Origin of the sequence: methanotrophic endosymbiont of Bathymodiolus puteoserpentis (Logatchev), from assembly GCF_900128525.1 — a bacterium.
Classification (GTDB): Bacteria; Pseudomonadota; Gammaproteobacteria; order Methylococcales; family Methylomonadaceae; genus Methyloprofundus.
In genome coordinates this window covers 1-17,116 of sequence record NZ_FQTQ01000197.1, presented here as the reverse complement: position 1 = coordinate 17,116, position 17,116 = coordinate 1, and the positions used below count along the sequence as shown (strand labels likewise).

The following is a 17,116-nucleotide window of genomic DNA, read 5'->3' as shown; positions in this document are numbered from 1 at the left end:
GGTATATGGAGAATTTTTAATGTTGAAAAAAATGTTTTTTTTGGCGGCTTTGATAATGGCAAGCCAAGCGGTTCAAGCGGAAATAAAAATTGGTGTAGTAAATGTGCCCTTATTGATGGCGAATGCCCCTCAGGCTGCAGACGCTAAAAAACGTTTGGAAAAAGAGTTTTCCCCTAAAGATAAGCAACTAGTATCACAAGCTAAAGCAATCAAAAAGCTAGAAGAAAAATTAGCGAGAGATGGCCTGACGATGACGGATACGGAAAAACGAAAGTTAGAACGCGATATTATTGCTAAGCGTAGAGATGTTCAACGTGCTCAGCAAGAATTTAAAGAAGATTTTAGTATTCGTCGTAATGAAGAATTAGGCAAAATGCAAACTAGGATTATTGAAGCAGTTAAAGCTTTGGCGGCAGAAGGGAAGTATGATTTGTTATTAACTGAAGGCGTGATTTATGCAAGCCCTAAAGTAGATGTGACCAGTAAAGTACAAGAAAAACTTTCTACAATGCCTTAGCCACTTTTTAATTCCTATTCAGAGAAAAGTAATTAGATTAGGTTATAGACTGATCTTGATTGAAGCATTAGTTTATAAAACAAAAGATAGCGCCAGTTCATTTGGTATTGAAGTATTCATTAGTTTAAAGAAAAAAGGTTGTTACATTGGAAACATTACTTGATATAAAACAAATTCAAGCGTTTTTACCACATAGATACCCATTCCTACTTATTGATAAAGTTGTGGAGTGTGAGCCTGGTGTACGCTTACTGGGCGTGAAGAATATTACTTATAATGAACCCATTTTTCAGGGACATTTTCCTCATATGGCGATTTTTCCTGGAGTTTTAATTTTAGAAGCATTGGCTCAAGCGACAGGTTTGTTAGCTTCTGAAACAAAGCCAGATGAATTAGGCCATGGCATGACTTATTTTTTAACGGGTATTGATAAGGCTAGATTTAAAAGACCTGTGGTACCTGGCGATCAAATGATGCTAGAAGCTATTTTTGAAAGAAGTAAACGTAATATTTGGTCCTTTAATTGTACTGCAACCGTAGATGGTGAATTTGTTGCAAGTGCTATTATTCGTTGTGCTGCAGTCGTCGATGAAATTGATTGATCCGACTGCCATTATCGATAATCATGCTGAAATTGCGGATAATGTACAAATAGGTGCGTATTCCATTATTGGTGCAGAAGTAAGCATCGGTGAAGGTACTGTTATTGGTCCTCATGTTGTGATGAAAGGTCCGGTAACGTTAGGTAAAGATAATCATATTTATCAGTTTGCATCGATTGGGGAAGATCCCCAAGATAAAAAATATGCTGATGAAAAAACCAGTTTAGTCATTGGTGATAGAAATGTGATTCGTGAATTTACGACTATGCATCGTGGTACCTTGCAGGATAGAGGTCTTACTAAGATTGGTAGTGATAATCTTTTTATGGCTTATACGCATGTTGCTCATGATTGCATCGTGGGTAATAACGTTATTATGGCTAATGGGGCATCTTTAGCAGGACATGTGCATCTTTGTGATAATGCCATTTTAGGTGGTTTTACTTTGGTGCATCAGTTTACTCAGATTGGTACTTTTAGTTTTGCCGCTATGGGTAGTGCAATTACTCAGGATATTCCCCCCTATGTTATGGTAGGTGGTCGGCCTACACGCCCTCATGGTATTAATTCTGTGGGTATGGAGCGAGCAGGAAGTAATGCAGAAGCGGTTCGTTTAATACGTAAGGCCTATAAGATTTTATATAAAAATAACCTGCGCTTAGAAGATGCTATTGAAGAAATGGAAGATTTAGCTGCAGAATGTGACGAAATTTCTAATATGGTGAGTTTCTTGCGTAATGTATCGCGTGGCATTTTACGGTAATTCAATTGCCTCTTAGCCAAACAATTACCGCTGGAGTTGATGAAGTTGGGCGCGGCTGTATCGTTGGGCCTGTCGTTGCTGCCGCAGTTATATTAGATCCGCACCGGCCTATTCAAGGCTTAACGGATTCTAAAAAAATATCAGCTAAAAAACGTAAGGCACTGGCAAAGCAGGTCAAAGAACGAGCTTTAGCATGGACGATTACACGAGCAGAGCCTAGTGAAATTGACCGTATGAATATTTTGCAAGCCTCACTCTTGGCGATGAAACGTGCAGTAGAGTCATTAGCTGTTCAACCCACATGGGTTCAGGTAGATGGTAATCAATATCCCGATATAGATTATCCAGGGGAAACTATTATTCAAGGTGACTTATTGGTTGCTGAAATTTCAGCCGCGTCTATCTTAGCTAAAGTTTATCGAGATAGTGAAATGAGTACTTTAGATGTGCTTTATCCAGGTTATGAGTTTTCTAAACATAAAGGCTACCCAACAAAACTACATAAAGAAAAGCTGCTTAGTTTAGGGCTTACTGAACAGCATCGGCGTTCATTTTCACCTATTAAGCAAATGCTATAGCATTACAATAAGTTCCACTACAGCCTCGTTTTACCAATGTCTATTGTGTGTAACCATGCCTTTGGTATTATTTCTTTCGTAACTCTCCTATCTTATGCAACCTAAGTTTATTCATTTACGCCTGCACTCTGAATATTCCTTAGTGGATGGTATCGTTAAAGTAAAGCCCTTGATTAATGAGTTAGCAAACTTAGGCATGCCAGCGGTAGCGATTACCGATCAATCTAACCTTTTTTCTCTCGTCAAATTTTATCGTGCCGCTTTAGGTAAAGGCATTAAGCCAATAGCGGGGGCTGATGTCCATATTTTTAACCCAGATAGCCCCGCTCAGCCCTCTCGGCTTACCCTATTGGTTAAAAATAATGTCGGGTACGTTACTTTAACTGAATTAATTTCTATCGCTTACCAAGAAGGGCAGCATCAAGGTGTGCCTATGCTCAGGCGAGAATGGATTGAGCAAAATAATAAAGGTTTAATTGCTTTGTCTGGCGCGCTGGAAGGTGATGTAGGGTTAGCACTATTAGCTGATGATTCAGAGCAGGCAAGGCAAGCAGCGCAGTACTGGCAGTCTCTATTTCCACAGAGTTTTTATTTGGAATTACAGCGTGTCGGCAAAAAAAATGAAGAGGCTTATATAGCCAAGGCCGTTGCCTTAGCTACAGAGTTAGATTTGCCTGTTGTTGCTACTAATGATGTTCGTTTTCTAAAATCTTCCAATTTTGATGCGCATGAAGTTCGTGTGTGTATTAACCAAGGCCGTGTTATTGATGATACTCGCCGTCCTAAAGATTATACCCATCAGCAATATTTACGTAGCACTGATGAAATGCTGGCATTATTTGTTGATATTCCAGAAGCTACGGCAAACACGGTTGAAATTGCTAAGCGCTGTAACCTTAAATTAACCTTAGGGGAAAACTTTTTACCTGACTTTCCTGTGCCAGAAGGTATGTCTTTAGATGAGTTTTTTATTGAGGAATCAAAAAAAGGCTTAGAGGCGCGATTGAAAAAATACCCTGCGGTAGGTGCCGGGACAGCAGAAGAAAACCGTAAAGCTTATGATGAACGTTTGACAATGGAATTAGATACCATTGTGCAAATGGGCTTTCCTGGTTACTTTATGATTGTTGCTGACTTTATTCAATGGGCAAAGGACAATGCTATTCCAGTGGGTCCTGGTCGTGGCTCGGGTGCGGGATCTTTGGTAGCTTATGTACTGAATATTACTGATTTAGACCCGATAGAGTTTGATTTATTATTTGAGCGCTTTTTAAATCCGGAGCGGGTTTCGATGCCAGATTTTGATGTCGATTTCTGTATGGATCGACGCGATGAAGTGATTGATTATGTGGCGCGCCATTATGGTCGAGAAAAAGTATCGCAAATTATCACTTATGGCTCGATGGCAGCGAAAGCGGTTATTCGTGATGTAGGTCGTGTGCTAAGTCATCCTTATGGTTTTGTTGATCGTTTATCTAAATTAGTTCCGTTTGAAATCGGCATAACCTTGACTAAGGCTTTAGACCAAGTACCTGAGTTTAAAGAGCTATATGAAACAGATGATGATGTAAAAGCCTTATTGGATATGGCTTTATCTTTAGAGGGCGTCGTTAGGAATGCTGGTAAACATGCAGGTGGTGTGGTTATCGCCCCCAGTAAATTAACCGATTTCTCGCCTTTATATTGTGAGCAAAGTGGTGGTAATTTAGTTACCCAGTTTGATAAAGATGATGTTGAAGCAGTAGGCTTGGTCAAGTTTGACTTTTTAGGCTTGCGGACTTTAACCATTATTGATTGGGCATTACAGACTATCAATAAGAAACAAGCTGAGCTGAATAAGCCTTTAGTTGATATTACGCAAATCCCACGTGATGATGCGGCTTCGTATGAGCTCTTAAAAAATGCCGAAACAACGGCAGTATTTCAGCTTGAATCGCGAGGTATGAAAGAACTGATTAAAAAGTTAAAACCCGATTGCTTTGATGACATTATTGCTTTAGTGGCTTTGTTCAGGCCAGGGCCGTTAGAGTCAGGCATGGTGGATGATTATATTAATGTAAAACATGGTGCAAAAGCTGAATATGCTCACCCTGTTTTAGAGCCTATTCTTCAACCTACAAATGGCGTTATTTTGTATCAAGAACAAGTTATGCAAATTGCGCGGGAAATGGGCGGGTATAGTTTAGGTGGCGCGGATTTATTGCGTCGTGCCATGGGTAAGAAAAAAGTAGAAGAAATGGCTCAGCAGCGAGCTATTTTTACTAAAGGTGCAATAGCGGCTGGTATTGATGAAAGTATTGCGACTTATGTTTTCGATCTTATGGAAAAATTTGCGGGCTATGGGTTTAACAAATCCCATTCAGCCGCTTATGCTTTGGTGGCTTACCAAACGGCTTGGTTAAAAGCGCATTTCCCCGCTGCTTTTATGGCTGCAGTATTGTCTGCTGATATGGATAATACCGATAAAGTGGTCATCTTGATTGCTGAATGTCAGGATATGAAATTAGAGGTTTGTTCGCCGAATATTAATGTCTCTAATTTGCATTTTACTGTGAATGAACAAGGCGAAATTGTTTACGGAATTGGCGCAATTAAAGGCGTAGGTGAGGCGGCAATTGAGGATTTATTACGCGAGCGTAAAGAAAATGGCCCTTTTAAAGGTTTATATGATTTATGTAAGCGCGTGGATTTGCGTAAGGTTAATAAACGTGTGTTTGAGGCCTTGATTCGTGGCGGAGCATTCGATGTTTTTAATGCCAATCGTGCGAGCCATATGGCTGAATTGCCAACCGCTATAAAGGTAGCAGAACGTCATGTAAAAATGACCGAAGTCGGACAAAATGATTTATTTGGTTTAGCCGTTAATGCAGAAACGAGCGAAGATGAAGTAAAAGACTATTCGGCTAATGTTCCGCCATGGTCGGAAAAAGAGCGCTTAGCTTTTGAAAAATTAGCCTTAGGTTTGTTTTTAACCGGCCATCCGATTGACGAATACAGTGCCGAGTTAAAAAATATCACGCATGGCAGTATTGCACATATTTTAGCGAGTGTTGAAGGCTCGCGTGGTAAGTCAGATACGCGTTTGGCAGGCTTATTAGTTGGCATGCGTACGCGGCAAGATCGGAAAGGTCGCACGATGGGTTTTGCCACTTTGGATGATAAAAGTGCGCGAGTCGATGTCGCCATTTATAGTGAAACTTTTGAAACTTATAAAGACTTATTAAAAGGTGATGATATTTTGATCGTTGAAGGCTCGGCACGGATGGATGGCTATTCAGGTATGCTTAGTATTACCGCTGATAAATTATTAAGTATGGAACAGGCGCGAGAGAATTTCGCGCGCTGCTTAATGTTGGACTGGGATAGCGTGCATTCAGCAGTAAAGGGGCGTGATTTTTTGCATAAATTACAGGAAATAATACAACCCTTTAGTGGTGGACAATGCATGGTTGTGGCTAATTACCTAGCTTCAAGTGCGAAAGCAAGTGTGCAGTTAGGTGATGCATGGCGTGTCCATCCAACGGATGAGTTGATGATCCGACTACGGCGATTAATTGGTAGAGATGATGCGGTCAACATTAAATACCGATAATACTCAATCTTTAGAGGCATGCCCTGATTGTGATTTATTGATGGCTGCCATACAGGTAAAAGAAGGTTGTACGAGTCATTGCCCGCGTTGTGGACATACCTTAGAGCATCCAACGCGCCTTTCTATTAGGAATAACTTTTTTTGTGTTTTTGCAGGCTTGATTCTTTATTTTCCAGCCATGTTATTACCCATATTACAGTTTACGATGGTGGGTAATACCGAAGCATTATCCATTTTAGTTTGTGTGCAAACATTATTTAGTACCGGGAACTGGGGGATTGGTTTAATTATATTTTTTTCCTTAATGCTCGTTCCTTTGGTGCAAATGATATTGCTTATATTTGTTACCACACGCTTTTATTACCAAGTTAAAAGTCGTTATTTGGCATTTTGTTTTAAATGGTATGGTTATTTAAATGCTTGGGGTATGTTAGATATTTTTATGCTAAGTATTATTGTTGCCTCGATTAAATTACGCGATGATGCAGAGCTAGATCTAGGTTTTGGCTTATATGCTTTTATTAGCTTGTTATTCATTAATACACTGCAAACTCAGTTATTAAATAAAAAATTAATTTGGAATTTAATCGAGAAGCATGGTGAATAAGTCTTATTCTGCCTTGAAACAAGGTTTTTTATGTTGCCGGCAATGCCATAAGGTATTGCCTCAAAAACAACAACAAGTGATTCAGTGCCCGCGGTGTCAGAACAAAGTCTACCCTAGAATTCCAAATAGTTTAAGTCAAAGCTGGGCGCTTTTAATCAGCGGATTTTTTCTCTATATCCCAGCTAATATCCTGCCTATTATGACTTTGACTAAGGGGGGGACTATCCGTACTGATACCATTATGTCTGGCATTATTAATTTAGCAAATATTGGTATGGCTCCGATTGCTGTGATTGTTTTTATTGCCAGTATTTTAGTGCCGGCATTAAAAATAATTGCTTTAGCTATGATATTACTGGCAACACAATTTAAATGGCCAATGAGCACTTATATGCGCACCCAAATGTACCGCATTATTGAGTTTGTTGGTCGCTGGTCTATGCTGGATGTGTTTGTGATTAGTATTTTATTAGGTATTGTTAAATTTAATAAAATAGCCTCGGTGGATATAGAACCTGCAGGATTATTATTTGCTGTTGTGATTATATTAACTATGTTAGCTGCAATGCGTTTTGATTCAAGATTAATTTGGGATGATATAAATGAACCTAACTAAGCCCACTATTATAAAAAAACATTGGCTATCGGGTATTTGGTTATTACCTTTAGTAGCCGCTTTAATAGGGGGCTGGACGATATACCAAAGTATGAATGAAAAGGGCATTGATATTCTTATTGTATTTGATCATGCGGTAGGTCTGCGAGAGGGGAAAACCCCTATTATTTATAAAGGGGTGCGCATAGGTGTCGTTAAAAAAGTAGATATTAGTCAGAATTTACAGCAAGTAAAAGTGCATGCTGAAATTCAGCGAGCAGCCAGTGAAAGCCTTAGAGAAAATACCGGGTTTTGGTTGGTTAAACCCAAGGTTTCGCTAACTGAAATTACTGGTTTGGAGACGATTGTTTCGGGGAATTATATTCGTATGCACCCAGGAGAAGGTAAAAAGCAAAGAGAGTTTATCGCTTTAGATAAACCACCGGTTATAGACGAGCATAAGTTAGGTTTGAATATTGATATTTTTGCCGATAGTTTAGGTTCCATTGCGCGTGGTTCAAAAATTTATTTTCGCCAAATTCCCGTGGGTGAAGTTTTAGATTATGAATTAGCTGACACACATAACGGTGTCATTATTAAAGTCTATATTGAGGAGCGTTATGCTTATTTAGTCAAAAAATCATCTCGCTTTTGGAATGCGAGTGGCTTATCAATAAAAGCAGATTTAAGCGGCTTCTCCATGCAAACAGAGTCACTTGCAGCACTCATTTCTGGAGGGATAGCTTTTTATACGCCAGACACTGAAAGTGCCGATATAGCTGATAACGGTACACAATTTAAATTACACAGTGATTTTGATAGTGCTAAGGTTGGTATTTTAGTCAAAATTAATTTTGAATCAGCGATTGGCTTACAAGAGGGTGTGACAGAAGTTCAGTATGATGCTTTTAAAATCGGTATTGTTAAGAAATTAAGTTATAAAAAGACGGGGAAAAGTGTTATTGCCGAAGTAATGTTTGACCCGCGTGCTGAAGCGTTATTAAAAGAGGGGACAAAATTCTGGTTAGATAAACCAAAACTTTCACTCACTGATTTTTCGGGGTTGAAATCTTTATTACAAGGCAACCATATAAAAATGCAAGTAGGTGAGGGGGCTAGCGTTAGAGAGTTTATTGCGCTGAGCAAACCACCATTAATGTCTATAGGTGATAAAGGGATTCATTTGGTTTTAAAAGCGGATTCTTTAGGTTCTATCGAATATGGCAGCCCTATCCTTTATAAAAAAATACAAGTAGGTCAAGTACATGATTTTAAACTGAATAAAAAAGGTGAACACGTCTTAATTGATATTTATATTACAGAACGTTATGCGCATTTAGTCGCGCCTAGTTCGCGTTTTTGGAATACCAGTGGGGTACAAGTGCATGTCGGTACGACGGGTATGGACATTCAAACGGGGACTGTGGGAACGTTGTTAAATGGGGGGATTGAATTTTTAACACCGGAATTAAGTACTAAAAAAATTAAAAACCATGCACTCTATGATTTACACCCTAACTATGCTGCTGCGATCGGAGTAGAATTAACGCCTTATAAGCCGAAAAAAGGTGAAACTATTGTTCAACTTAGCGCGAGTGATTTAGGCTCTTTGGCGACTGGAACTCAAGTTTATTTTAAGAAAATTCCAGTAGGTGAAGTCGTTTATTATCGTTTGAGCAAAGAGAATGACAGGATTATTATTAGCGTGGTTATACGCAGTAAATATCGACATTTACTAACCGGTTCTAGTCGTTTTTGGCGTAATAGCGGACTGAAAGTGAAAGCCAGCTTATCGGGGCTTGATGTCGATATGGCGTCGGTGAGCGCTTTATTAAATGGTGGTATTAGCTTTGCTAACTTGGCACAAGAAAGCAGGGTCACTACAAAAGCAAAAGATAATAAAACTTATCACCTGTATGCGGATAAACAAATCGCTCTGCAATTAGCTGAGGAAATTACCATAAAATTTTCTTTAGCAAAGGGAATTAGTGCAGGCACGGCCATTAAGTATTTGGGAGTTCCTGTTGGAGAAATAAGCACGGTTAAATTAGCAGAAGATAATCAATCGATTATTGCCAATGCAAAATTATTCGGCTCAGCGATTAATTTTGCCCGAGCCGGGACGAAATTTTGGTTAGTATCAGCGCAAGTGGGTTTATTTAAAAATAAAAATTTAGATACTTTAATTAAAGGAAGCTATTTGGATATAGAACCCGGTAATGGGGCAAAGCAAACAGAATTTGTAGCCAAACTGAATCAAGTGGCAATAAAGCAAGGTTTACATCTTGTGTTACAAGCACCACGTTTAGGTTCTATTAAAGTAGGCAATCATGTTTCTTATCGACAAATTAATGTCGGTGAAGTAAGAAGTTTTCATTTATCCAAAAATGCGACACAGGTTTTAATTGATATTTATATTGCGTCTCAATATGCGCCGTTGGTCAAACAGAATACTAAGTTTTGGAATGCGAGTGGTGTTAGCATTGACTTTGGCTGGATTGCTGGGGCAGAAGTACGCACTGAATCGATTGAAAGCATTGTTGCCGGTGGGATTGCTTTTGCTACACCGGAGACAGCTAGTCATAATGCTAAAGCAGGGCATGTATTTGATTTGCATAATGATTATCAACAAGAATGGTTAGAGTGGCAGCCAGAAATCGCCTTAGTTGAATAAACCTGATATGAAATTACTAAAAAAGAAAGACGCGTTAAAAAAATCTTTTCTACAAAGAGAGGCCCAATGTTAAGTTATAAAGCAAATTTACGATTTGACATACCTGCCAGCTTGGTTGTTTTTCTTTTAGCCCTACCTTTATGTCTTGGTGTTGCTTTGGCTTCGGGTGCTCCCTTGTATGCAGGATTGATTGCTGGAGTTGTAGGAGGCCTTGTGGTCACTAGCTTAAGTGATTCAGCATTAGGCGTCACTGGTCCCTCTGCTGGGCTTGCTATGATTGTCTTTGGTGCTATTTCAGAGTTAGGTTTTGAGTCATTCCTATTAGCCGTTATTTTGGCCGGGATTATCCAATTTATAATGGGTAAGATTGGAACTGGGGTTATTGGTTATTACTTTCCTTCTGCTGTTATTACTGGAATGCTATCAGGCATAGGTATTATTGTTTTTCTTAAGCAAATTCCGCATGCGATAGGCTATGACCGTGATTACGAGGGGGATATCTCATTTTTTCAGAGTGACCAATATACAACACTCACTGAGTTACAGCATATGCTTGATTTTATGGCACCTAGCGCCATTATCATTAGCTCAATTTGTTTACTCATTTTATTGTTATGGGAAACACAATGGATTAAACAATACCGGTTTAGTGAGAGCCTGCATGGGGCAGTTGTAGCGGTTATCGTTGGTGTAGTGTTAAATCAAGTGTTTATCGCTTTTTATCCTCAATGGGCTTTAACAGATAAGCATTTACTTGTAATACCTGTTGTAGAAACACTGTCTGACTTGGGACAAGTTTTTACTTTTCCGAACTTCTCACAAATTAATAACCCCGTTATTTATCATATTGCTTTTATGATTGCCATTGTCGCGAGTTTGGAAACTTTATTGTGCGTTGAAGCGATGAATAAGCTTGACCCTTATAAGCGAGTAACTTCAAATAATCGAGAATTAAGAGCACAGGGAATTGGTAATATTTGCTCTGGGTTACTCGGTGGTTTACCAATGACGCAATTAATTGTGCGTAGTTCCGCCAATGTACAATCAGGTAGTCGCACTAAAGCCTCTGCTTTTATGCAAAGTATTTTCTTATTAATTGCGGTGTTACTAGTTCCTAAGCTAATTAATAAAATTCCTTTGTCCAGTTTAGCGGCTGTTTTTTTTGTTGTTGCTTATAAAATGGCTAACCCAAAACGCTTTAAAACCTTGTATCAAGTCGGCTCTTATCATTTTATCCCTTTTATAGCAACGATCATTGGACTCATGTTTTCTGATATGTTGACAGGTTTTAGTATCGGTATGGGCTGTGCTTTATTTTTTATTTTGCTAGAAAATAAAAAGCTTGGCTTTCACTTACACGAACAACATGGGCACAATAAAAAAATTATCACTTTGTCTGAGAATGTTTCATTTTTAAATAAATCCAATATTTTACATTTACTCAGTGAGCTACCACGAAATGCTAATATTGTTATTGACGCAACCTATGTAAAATATATAGATTACGATGTTTATGAGGTTATTCAAAATTTTAAAATTGATGCCAAGCGTAAAGGTATTAACCTAGTTGTACAGAACCTACGTGGCTTTGGTTTTTTACAGCCCGTTGAGCATGTTTTACCCGTTAGTCAAGAATCGCAGCAATTATTAACACCTAAAGATGTATTGAAAATATTGCAAGAAGGTAATAACCGTTTTGTAAACAGTATTAAGAACAAACGAAATTTACTTTCGCAAGTTAATGAAACGGTTGAAGGGCAATTTCCTATCGCTATTATTTTAAGTTGTATTGACTCGCGTACTTCGGCTGAGCTGATTTTTGATCAAGGTTTAGGGGATGTTTTTAGTGTTAGAGTTGCAGGAAATGTCGTTAATGATGATATTTTAGGCAGCATGGAATATGCTTGTAAAGTAGCAGGGTCTAAGTTAGTTGTTGTTTTGGGGCATACGCATTGCGGTGCTATTAAAGGTGCTTGCGCAGGTATAGAATTAGGCAATTTGACAGGCTTACTTGATAAAATTCAGCCTGCTGTTAAAGCAGTAAAAGCAGGTGATTTTGCTAAAAACAGCCTGAAGAGTAGTTGCTTAGAGGATAAAGTGGCTGAACGTAATGTAGAAATTATGGTTCAAGAAGTTAAACAAAGAAGCCCTTTATTACAGGCGATGCAAATTGCCGGTGACATTGATATTGTCAGTGCTATGTACAATATTGAAACAGGGAAGGTCGAGTTTTAACTTCTTTATTATTCATGTTTTTATCAAGGTAGTTAGCACTTTTCCATTCCATGCTGGCACTAAATTGGGCTAGCATCTCTATTTGCCTTCCATTTGTTTTTTCGTAACGCTTTTTTTGCTGCTCTTTTTTCTTGTAAGGCAACCAGTTCAATCAGCTCTTGCTCCATAATTTCAGGTGTTTCGAGTGTCAGCCTGCCCAGTAGGCCCTCCCTTAGTTCGGTCAGTAAAATTTTAGCCACTTTGTCGATATCAATATGACCTCCTCCTCGTAGGCAACCGCGTTTTTTACCAATTAACAACAGTAACTCATAATCAGTTTCAGGAAGTTCATCGATTTGGTAGCGCTGTTTTAAGCTTTCTGGATAATCGCGCAATAAAAACTCACCTGCAAATGAAGCAATATCATCGTGTTTTAAGGCAGTATCTTTAATCGCCCCCGTGGTTGCTAAGCGATAGCCAGTATTAGGATTCTCTAAATTTGGCCATAACATGCCTGGTGTATCGCATAGAATAATGCCATTATGTAAATCAATGCGTTGTTGTCTTTTGGTTACGGCCGGTTCATTACCGGTTTTAGCAATGGTACGACCGGCTAGTGCATTAATTGTGGTTGATTTGCCAACATTAGGAATACCCATAATTAAAGCGTGTATGACTTTGGTATTTTCTGCTTTATGAGGCATTAATTTACGACAGAGGTCAATAATTTGCGCTACATTTTCAGAGTGTACAGCTGTTGTTGCTAAAGTTTTTACCCCTTGTTCTCGCTCTAAGTATGCCTGCCATTTCTGAGTTCTGATGGGGTCTGCTAAATCAGCTTTATTAAGTATTTTGATGCAGGGTTTGTCAGCGCGTAATTCATTTAATAGTGGGTTAGCGCTACTAAAGGGAATGCGCGCATCCAGCACTTCGATTAATAAATCTATATCAGGCAATGATTCCTTTATCTCTTTGCCTGCTTTGTGCATGTGACCTGGGTACCATTGAATTTGCATATGTTTTATTTTTAAGTGGGTAGATAGGGCGGACTTCTTCGGTCCACTCTTTTAAGTGTGGAGTGTATTAGCGGGTAAGGTTCGCTCTATCCTTTTTTTACATGTAAACCACACTCTTTCTTAGTGGTATCTTCCCACCACCAGCGTCCTGCACGTTCGTGTTGGTTAGGTAATACAGCGCGGGTACAAGGCTCACAGCCTATGCTGATAAATCCTTGTTGGTGCAAAGCATTAAAAGGCACTTGGTATGCTTCGATATAATCCCAAACTTGTGCGGAGCTTTGATTAACTAAAGGGTTAAATTTTACTAAAGTGTGTTCTGTTGTTGAGAAAGCGGGATCAATTTGGATTTCTGGAATATTTTGTCGTGTATCTAAACTTTGATCTTTACGTTGGCCAGTAATCCATGCATCAACTTGCGCGAGTTTACGTTTTAAGGGCTGTACTTTACGGATAGCACAGCATTCTTGGTGCCCATCCTCATAAAAGCTAAACAGACCTTTTTCTTTAACAAATGTTTCTAGTTGAGTGTAATCAGGACTAAGTAATTCAATATCAACTTTATAATGCTTTCTGACTTTTTCGATAAATTGATAAGTCTCTGGATGTAAACGGCCTGTATCTAAAGAAAATATCTGAATATCCTTACGAATTTTTAAGGCTATATCAATTAAGATAACATCTTCTGCGCCACTAAATGAAATGGCTACTTGATCATAATTTTCTAAAGCATGTCGGAGTACTTTACGTGGATTTTTATTTTGTAATTCACTTTGTATCTGTTCGATGGTATTCATGAGGTTTGTTCAGTTTATAGTAAATTGGAGCGACGTACTTAAGATGGGGCAATAGATTGCCAAGTAATCTTGTAGGAGTGCAAAGCTTGCGGATACGTTAAAGCGTATTATTCTGATTTCTAAAAATGCTAGCCCTAAGTTACGATCAAAGTAAAAGTTACCTTTAATAACGAGAAGTTACAAAGGAGACTCTGAAGATCTTGTTATATAAGGGGGAAGGGAATAATCATTTGAATTTTTTGCATAAAAAAAGACTAAAACTTCTAATATATAGCAGGTTATGCTGATAGTGGTGTTTTTTGAAAAAACTTCAAATGGCTTGACCGCTATAATGACGATATTTTCATAAAGATCTGTGAGTAGTTACCTTTTAGCCTTTCTGAAAACAACCTATGGACTTTTGATACATAGTGGTTGAGTTTACATCTTATCAATAAGCTTGGAAATAATGAGGAAGAAACCCATTACGCTGACTAAAAGCATCATGTTTTTATTTAATGCTTTTTGAATGGTATGTTCTATTTTTTCATTTAATAAATCAAATTTATTTTCTAAGCTTACAAACTTATTTTCTAAGCTTACAAATTTATTTTCAAGTGCTAGGACACTTGATGTTACTTCGTTTAGTTTATCATCAAGGTGATTTATATGGTTGTATTGAGATTTGAGCAAAAGCGTATTTATATCTTCTTGGTTAAGTCCTTTTCCCGCACTAAACTTTTCTTCTATCTCTTTTATTTTTGGGGAAATCATTTCAATTAACATATCGTCTACTCTTGTTTTATTCATAATGATAACCCTTTTTTTTGTCATAAATAAAAGTAAATATTTTCACTCATTATACGCCCACATTCGATATATTTAATTAATTTTTCTGCTTCAAAAATCTCATAAACAAGATGATGCTTTCTGCTTATATAAAGTGGACCCTATTGTCAAGACCATTTTCTCCCAATAATAAGAAGAAATACCTAACACTCTCATACAATCAGCCAATACCTACATCAGATAAGGAGTTACAGGCTTATGTGTATCATGGGTAACTTCTCATTATTCATGGGAAAATATATATAAAAACATCGTCATTCCCGAAGTTTTTTTATCGGGAGTCCATGTTAAACATAGATTCCTGCTAACAACATGCAGGATGACTATCTAAAAAAACAGCTTGTACTTTTTACAATGGGGTCCACTTTAGGGCTTATTTAAAAGCTGAAACGCACGGAGCCATAAACATTGTTATTATTCTCGAATTGACCAAAGAAGGTGTTTTGTTTTTTACCAACAAAGAAATTACCGCCTGCTGTCACTGTCCAAAAATCATTTACTTTATAGCTGACATCAGGTCTAAAATAAGCATCGACATCGGAAGGAGAGAAGAAGGTAAATAATGACCAGGTTACATTTTGCTGGTGGGTCATTAAGGTTAGCCGGTTAGTTAATAGGTGTCTTACTTCATCACGTGTGGCTTTTACACCTATTTGTGCTTGGCTTGCTACGTAGTGATTATAATCTTGCATCCACTCGATGTAGTACTGGACACCGATAGAGAAGTTTTTTACAATTTCTTGTTCATAGCCTATTAAGAACCTTGCTTCACTATTCGGTACGAAAGGGTTGCTACTGCTATTTTTTTCATAAGAATCATAATATCCCACTTCGATATTGGCGATACCTTGCCAGAACGGGCGGCGTAAACTAGCGCCTAATGAGCGCATTTTTGGGTAATAGGCTCGGCCTGTATCGGTTGCGGTTATGGGTGGTTTAAAGCCCATAGGACTTTTCCAAAAGCCGTAATAACCATATAAAGCTAATTCATTGACACCGATATTTTTATACAAGCGTAAGGCAAATTCACCAGCAGATGGTCTTTCCGGATTGATTATGGCATTTTGGCCCGCTAATGAGCCAGTCATTGGGTTGTAGTAAGAGAGTTTCTCGCCAGTAATACCTCGGTCGGCATCAAACCAAGGGGTATAAATAAAATCTAAATTACCGTAGTCAGTAAAAAAAGAAGTCTTTAGTGAGTCAGAAGGGGCTTTTAAATATTCTAAGTCTCGACCAATAAAAAAAGCCTGCCAATCTTTAGGGAATAAGTCATTAATAAAGATTAAGTCACCTGTGCCCCAAGTTAATATTTGTCGCCCGACTTTGATATCCATAAATGATAAAGGGCTAAAAGCAATACTGGCTTCTCTTAAATCAATCCAGCCTTTACCTGTATTCAAATTAATATCATAAGTATCCACTTGTGCATCATAAAGAAAATCATTTACCAGTTTTAATGAAAAAGGTCCAATGTCTTTTTGCAGGTCAAGATGTAAACGAATTTCCCCTAAAGACATTTGGTCTTCATAAGGGTCATTCTGAGTACGAATACCCCCTCGTGCATCCAAGAATCCACTAACATTAATAAAGGGCTCATCTTGATCAAACAGGTTAAACGGTTTTGGGTTTTGCTCGGTATTTTCTGCTTGTTCTATTCCCGCCGGTAGCAACGGCGGTGTGCTTAAGCCAGAAGGAAGGGCGGGGACACTTGATTTTGGGCTGGTAAGTCCAGTAGGTAAACTGGGAGCAGGGTTTAGTCCAGGCGGTAGTGCGGGTGTGCGTGTTGCAGGAGTAAGTCCGGCAGGTAAAGGGGGAGCAGCTTGAACTATTCCTTGACTTGAAATAACAGCAATGACTAGTGATAAAGAAGATGGGCGCATGATGTTATGTTTTATGTGAAAATGCTGGTTTTCGATATGACTGTTAAATGAGGAATATCTGTGGGAGGGGCTTTTAGCCGTGATTTGTAAAAAGTCGCGGCTAAAAGCCCCTCCCACAGGGATAGCTAACGTAAATATTTTCTAGGTGCTTTTCTTAAGAAACGCTCACTAAAAATATTATCCGGTAAACCCACATTATATTTAACTTTGCTATATTCCATGACGGTATTACCACCTGTTTTCAGGTTTTTAGCTTCTGACTTGGTAATCGTTGGGTAGCCATCAATGGTTTCGACAGCTAAAGCCGTATAGGTTTTATATTTTTCACCTTGCTTATCATAGTATTCAGTTAAAATGGGTAAAAAAGTAGTTTTGTGCAGGGCAACCGCATATAAATAATCTGAAAAATAAGCGATACTAGTCAATTTCTATAGCCCAGTATTATGTCATTAA

The 17,116-nt window shown here is 38.3% G+C and carries 14 protein-coding genes; 9 read left to right on the top strand and 5 right to left on the bottom strand.

Going from position 1 to position 17,116, the window contains the following annotated elements; translation table 11 throughout:
* Positions 1–19: 19 nt before the first annotated feature.
* From BQ7314_RS14380 to BQ7314_RS14340, 9 genes are all read left to right on the top strand, one after another.
* The gene (locus BQ7314_RS14380) at positions 20–517 is read left to right on the top strand and encodes an OmpH/Skp family outer membrane protein (protein ID WP_174484383.1); all 498 of its coding nucleotides are present in this window, start codon (positions 20–22) and stop codon (positions 515–517) included.
* Positions 518–663: 146 nt separating this feature from the next.
* Complete coding sequence (gene fabZ / locus BQ7314_RS14375; RefSeq protein ID WP_174484382.1) at positions 664–1,119, top strand: 3-hydroxyacyl-ACP dehydratase FabZ; 456 nt, start codon at positions 664–666, stop codon at positions 1,117–1,119.
* Positions 1,112–1,882 carry an acyl-ACP--UDP-N-acetylglucosamine O-acyltransferase gene (lpxA, locus tag BQ7314_RS14370; protein ID WP_174484437.1) on the top strand — a complete coding sequence of 257 codons (771 nt, stop codon included), beginning with the start codon at positions 1,112–1,114 and terminating at the stop codon, positions 1,880–1,882. Before fabZ ends, lpxA begins: the two co-directional genes overlap by 8 nt.
* The gene (gene rnhB, locus BQ7314_RS14365) at positions 1,882–2,460 is read left to right on the top strand and encodes a ribonuclease HII (protein WP_425356656.1); all 579 of its coding nucleotides are present in this window, start codon (positions 1,882–1,884) and stop codon (positions 2,458–2,460) included. The genes lpxA and rnhB overlap by 1 nt, the downstream gene beginning before the upstream one ends.
* Before the next feature lie 94 nt (positions 2,461–2,554).
* On the top strand, positions 2,555–6,052 hold the full coding sequence (dnaE, locus tag BQ7314_RS14360; protein WP_174484381.1) for a DNA polymerase III subunit alpha: 3,498 nt from the start codon (positions 2,555–2,557) through the stop codon (positions 6,050–6,052).
* Entirely contained in the window at positions 6,027–6,659 is a 633-nt protein-coding gene (locus BQ7314_RS14355) for a paraquat-inducible protein A (RefSeq protein WP_174484380.1), read from the top strand. Before dnaE ends, BQ7314_RS14355 begins: the two co-directional genes overlap by 26 nt.
* Positions 6,652–7,275 (top strand): paraquat-inducible protein A, encoded by a 624-nt coding sequence (locus BQ7314_RS14350; RefSeq protein ID WP_245395016.1) that lies wholly within the window; start codon positions 6,652–6,654, stop codon positions 7,273–7,275. The genes BQ7314_RS14355 and BQ7314_RS14350 overlap by 8 nt, the downstream gene beginning before the upstream one ends.
* Positions 7,262–9,928, top strand: a complete 2,667-nt coding sequence (locus tag BQ7314_RS14345) for an MlaD family protein (RefSeq protein WP_174484378.1) — start codon at positions 7,262–7,264, stop codon at positions 9,926–9,928. Before BQ7314_RS14350 ends, BQ7314_RS14345 begins: the two co-directional genes overlap by 14 nt.
* 66 nt (positions 9,929–9,994) lie before the next feature.
* Positions 9,995–12,163 (top strand): bifunctional SulP family inorganic anion transporter/carbonic anhydrase, encoded by a 2,169-nt coding sequence (locus BQ7314_RS14340; protein ID WP_174484377.1) that lies wholly within the window; start codon positions 9,995–9,997, stop codon positions 12,161–12,163.
* A 59-nt stretch (positions 12,164–12,222) separates the two neighbouring features.
* On the opposite strand, the gene ylqF is transcribed toward BQ7314_RS14340, so the two are convergent.
* The 5 genes from ylqF to BQ7314_RS14315 all read right to left on the bottom strand — a co-directional run bounded on the left by ylqF (position 12,223) and on the right by BQ7314_RS14315 (position 17,088).
* Positions 12,223–13,158 (bottom strand): ribosome biogenesis GTPase YlqF, encoded by a 936-nt coding sequence (gene ylqF / locus BQ7314_RS14335; protein ID WP_174484376.1) that lies wholly within the window; start codon positions 13,156–13,158, stop codon positions 12,223–12,225.
* 86 nt (positions 13,159–13,244) lie between these two features.
* The gene (locus tag BQ7314_RS14330; protein ID WP_174484375.1) at positions 13,245–13,955 is read right to left on the bottom strand and encodes a phosphoadenylyl-sulfate reductase; all 711 of its coding nucleotides are present in this window, start codon (positions 13,953–13,955) and stop codon (positions 13,245–13,247) included.
* 420 nt (positions 13,956–14,375) lie between these two features.
* Positions 14,376–14,744 carry a hypothetical protein gene (locus BQ7314_RS14325; protein ID WP_174484374.1) on the bottom strand — a complete coding sequence of 123 codons (369 nt, stop codon included), beginning with the start codon at positions 14,742–14,744 and terminating at the stop codon, positions 14,376–14,378.
* 416 nt (positions 14,745–15,160) lie between these two features.
* Positions 15,161–16,663 carry a hypothetical protein gene (locus BQ7314_RS14320; protein ID WP_174484373.1) on the bottom strand — a complete coding sequence of 501 codons (1,503 nt, stop codon included), beginning with the start codon at positions 16,661–16,663 and terminating at the stop codon, positions 15,161–15,163.
* Between the two features lie 125 nt (positions 16,664–16,788).
* Complete coding sequence (locus tag BQ7314_RS14315) at positions 16,789–17,088, bottom strand: outer membrane lipoprotein-sorting protein (protein WP_174484372.1); 300 nt, start codon at positions 17,086–17,088, stop codon at positions 16,789–16,791.
* Positions 17,089–17,116 lie beyond the last annotated feature (28 nt).

What these genes read in the sequence shown, in the direction of transcription:
- BQ7314_RS14380 (WP_174484383.1), top strand. Translation starts at nt 20, where the DNA reads ATGTTGAAAAAAATGTTTTTTTTGGCGGCTTTGATAATGGCAAGCCAA.
- dnaE (WP_174484381.1), top strand. Translation starts at nt 2,555, where the DNA reads ATGCAACCTAAGTTTATTCATTTACGCCTGCACTCTGAATATTCCTTA.
- BQ7314_RS14355 (WP_174484380.1), top strand. Translation starts at nt 6,027, where the DNA reads ATGCGGTCAACATTAAATACCGATAATACTCAATCTTTAGAGGCATGC.
- BQ7314_RS14345 (WP_174484378.1), top strand. Translation starts at nt 7,262, where the DNA reads ATGAACCTAACTAAGCCCACTATTATAAAAAAACATTGGCTATCGGGT.
- BQ7314_RS14340 (WP_174484377.1), top strand. Translation starts at nt 9,995, where the DNA reads ATGTTAAGTTATAAAGCAAATTTACGATTTGACATACCTGCCAGCTTG.
- ylqF (WP_174484376.1), bottom strand. Translation starts at nt 13,158, where the DNA reads ATGCAAATTCAATGGTACCCAGGTCACATGCACAAAGCAGGCAAAGAG.
- BQ7314_RS14330 (WP_174484375.1), bottom strand. Translation starts at nt 13,955, where the DNA reads ATGAATACCATCGAACAGATACAAAGTGAATTACAAAATAAAAATCCA.
- BQ7314_RS14325 (WP_174484374.1), bottom strand. Translation starts at nt 14,744, where the DNA reads ATGAATAAAACAAGAGTAGACGATATGTTAATTGAAATGATTTCCCCA.
- BQ7314_RS14320 (WP_174484373.1), bottom strand. Translation starts at nt 16,663, where the DNA reads ATGCGCCCATCTTCTTTATCACTAGTCATTGCTGTTATTTCAAGTCAA.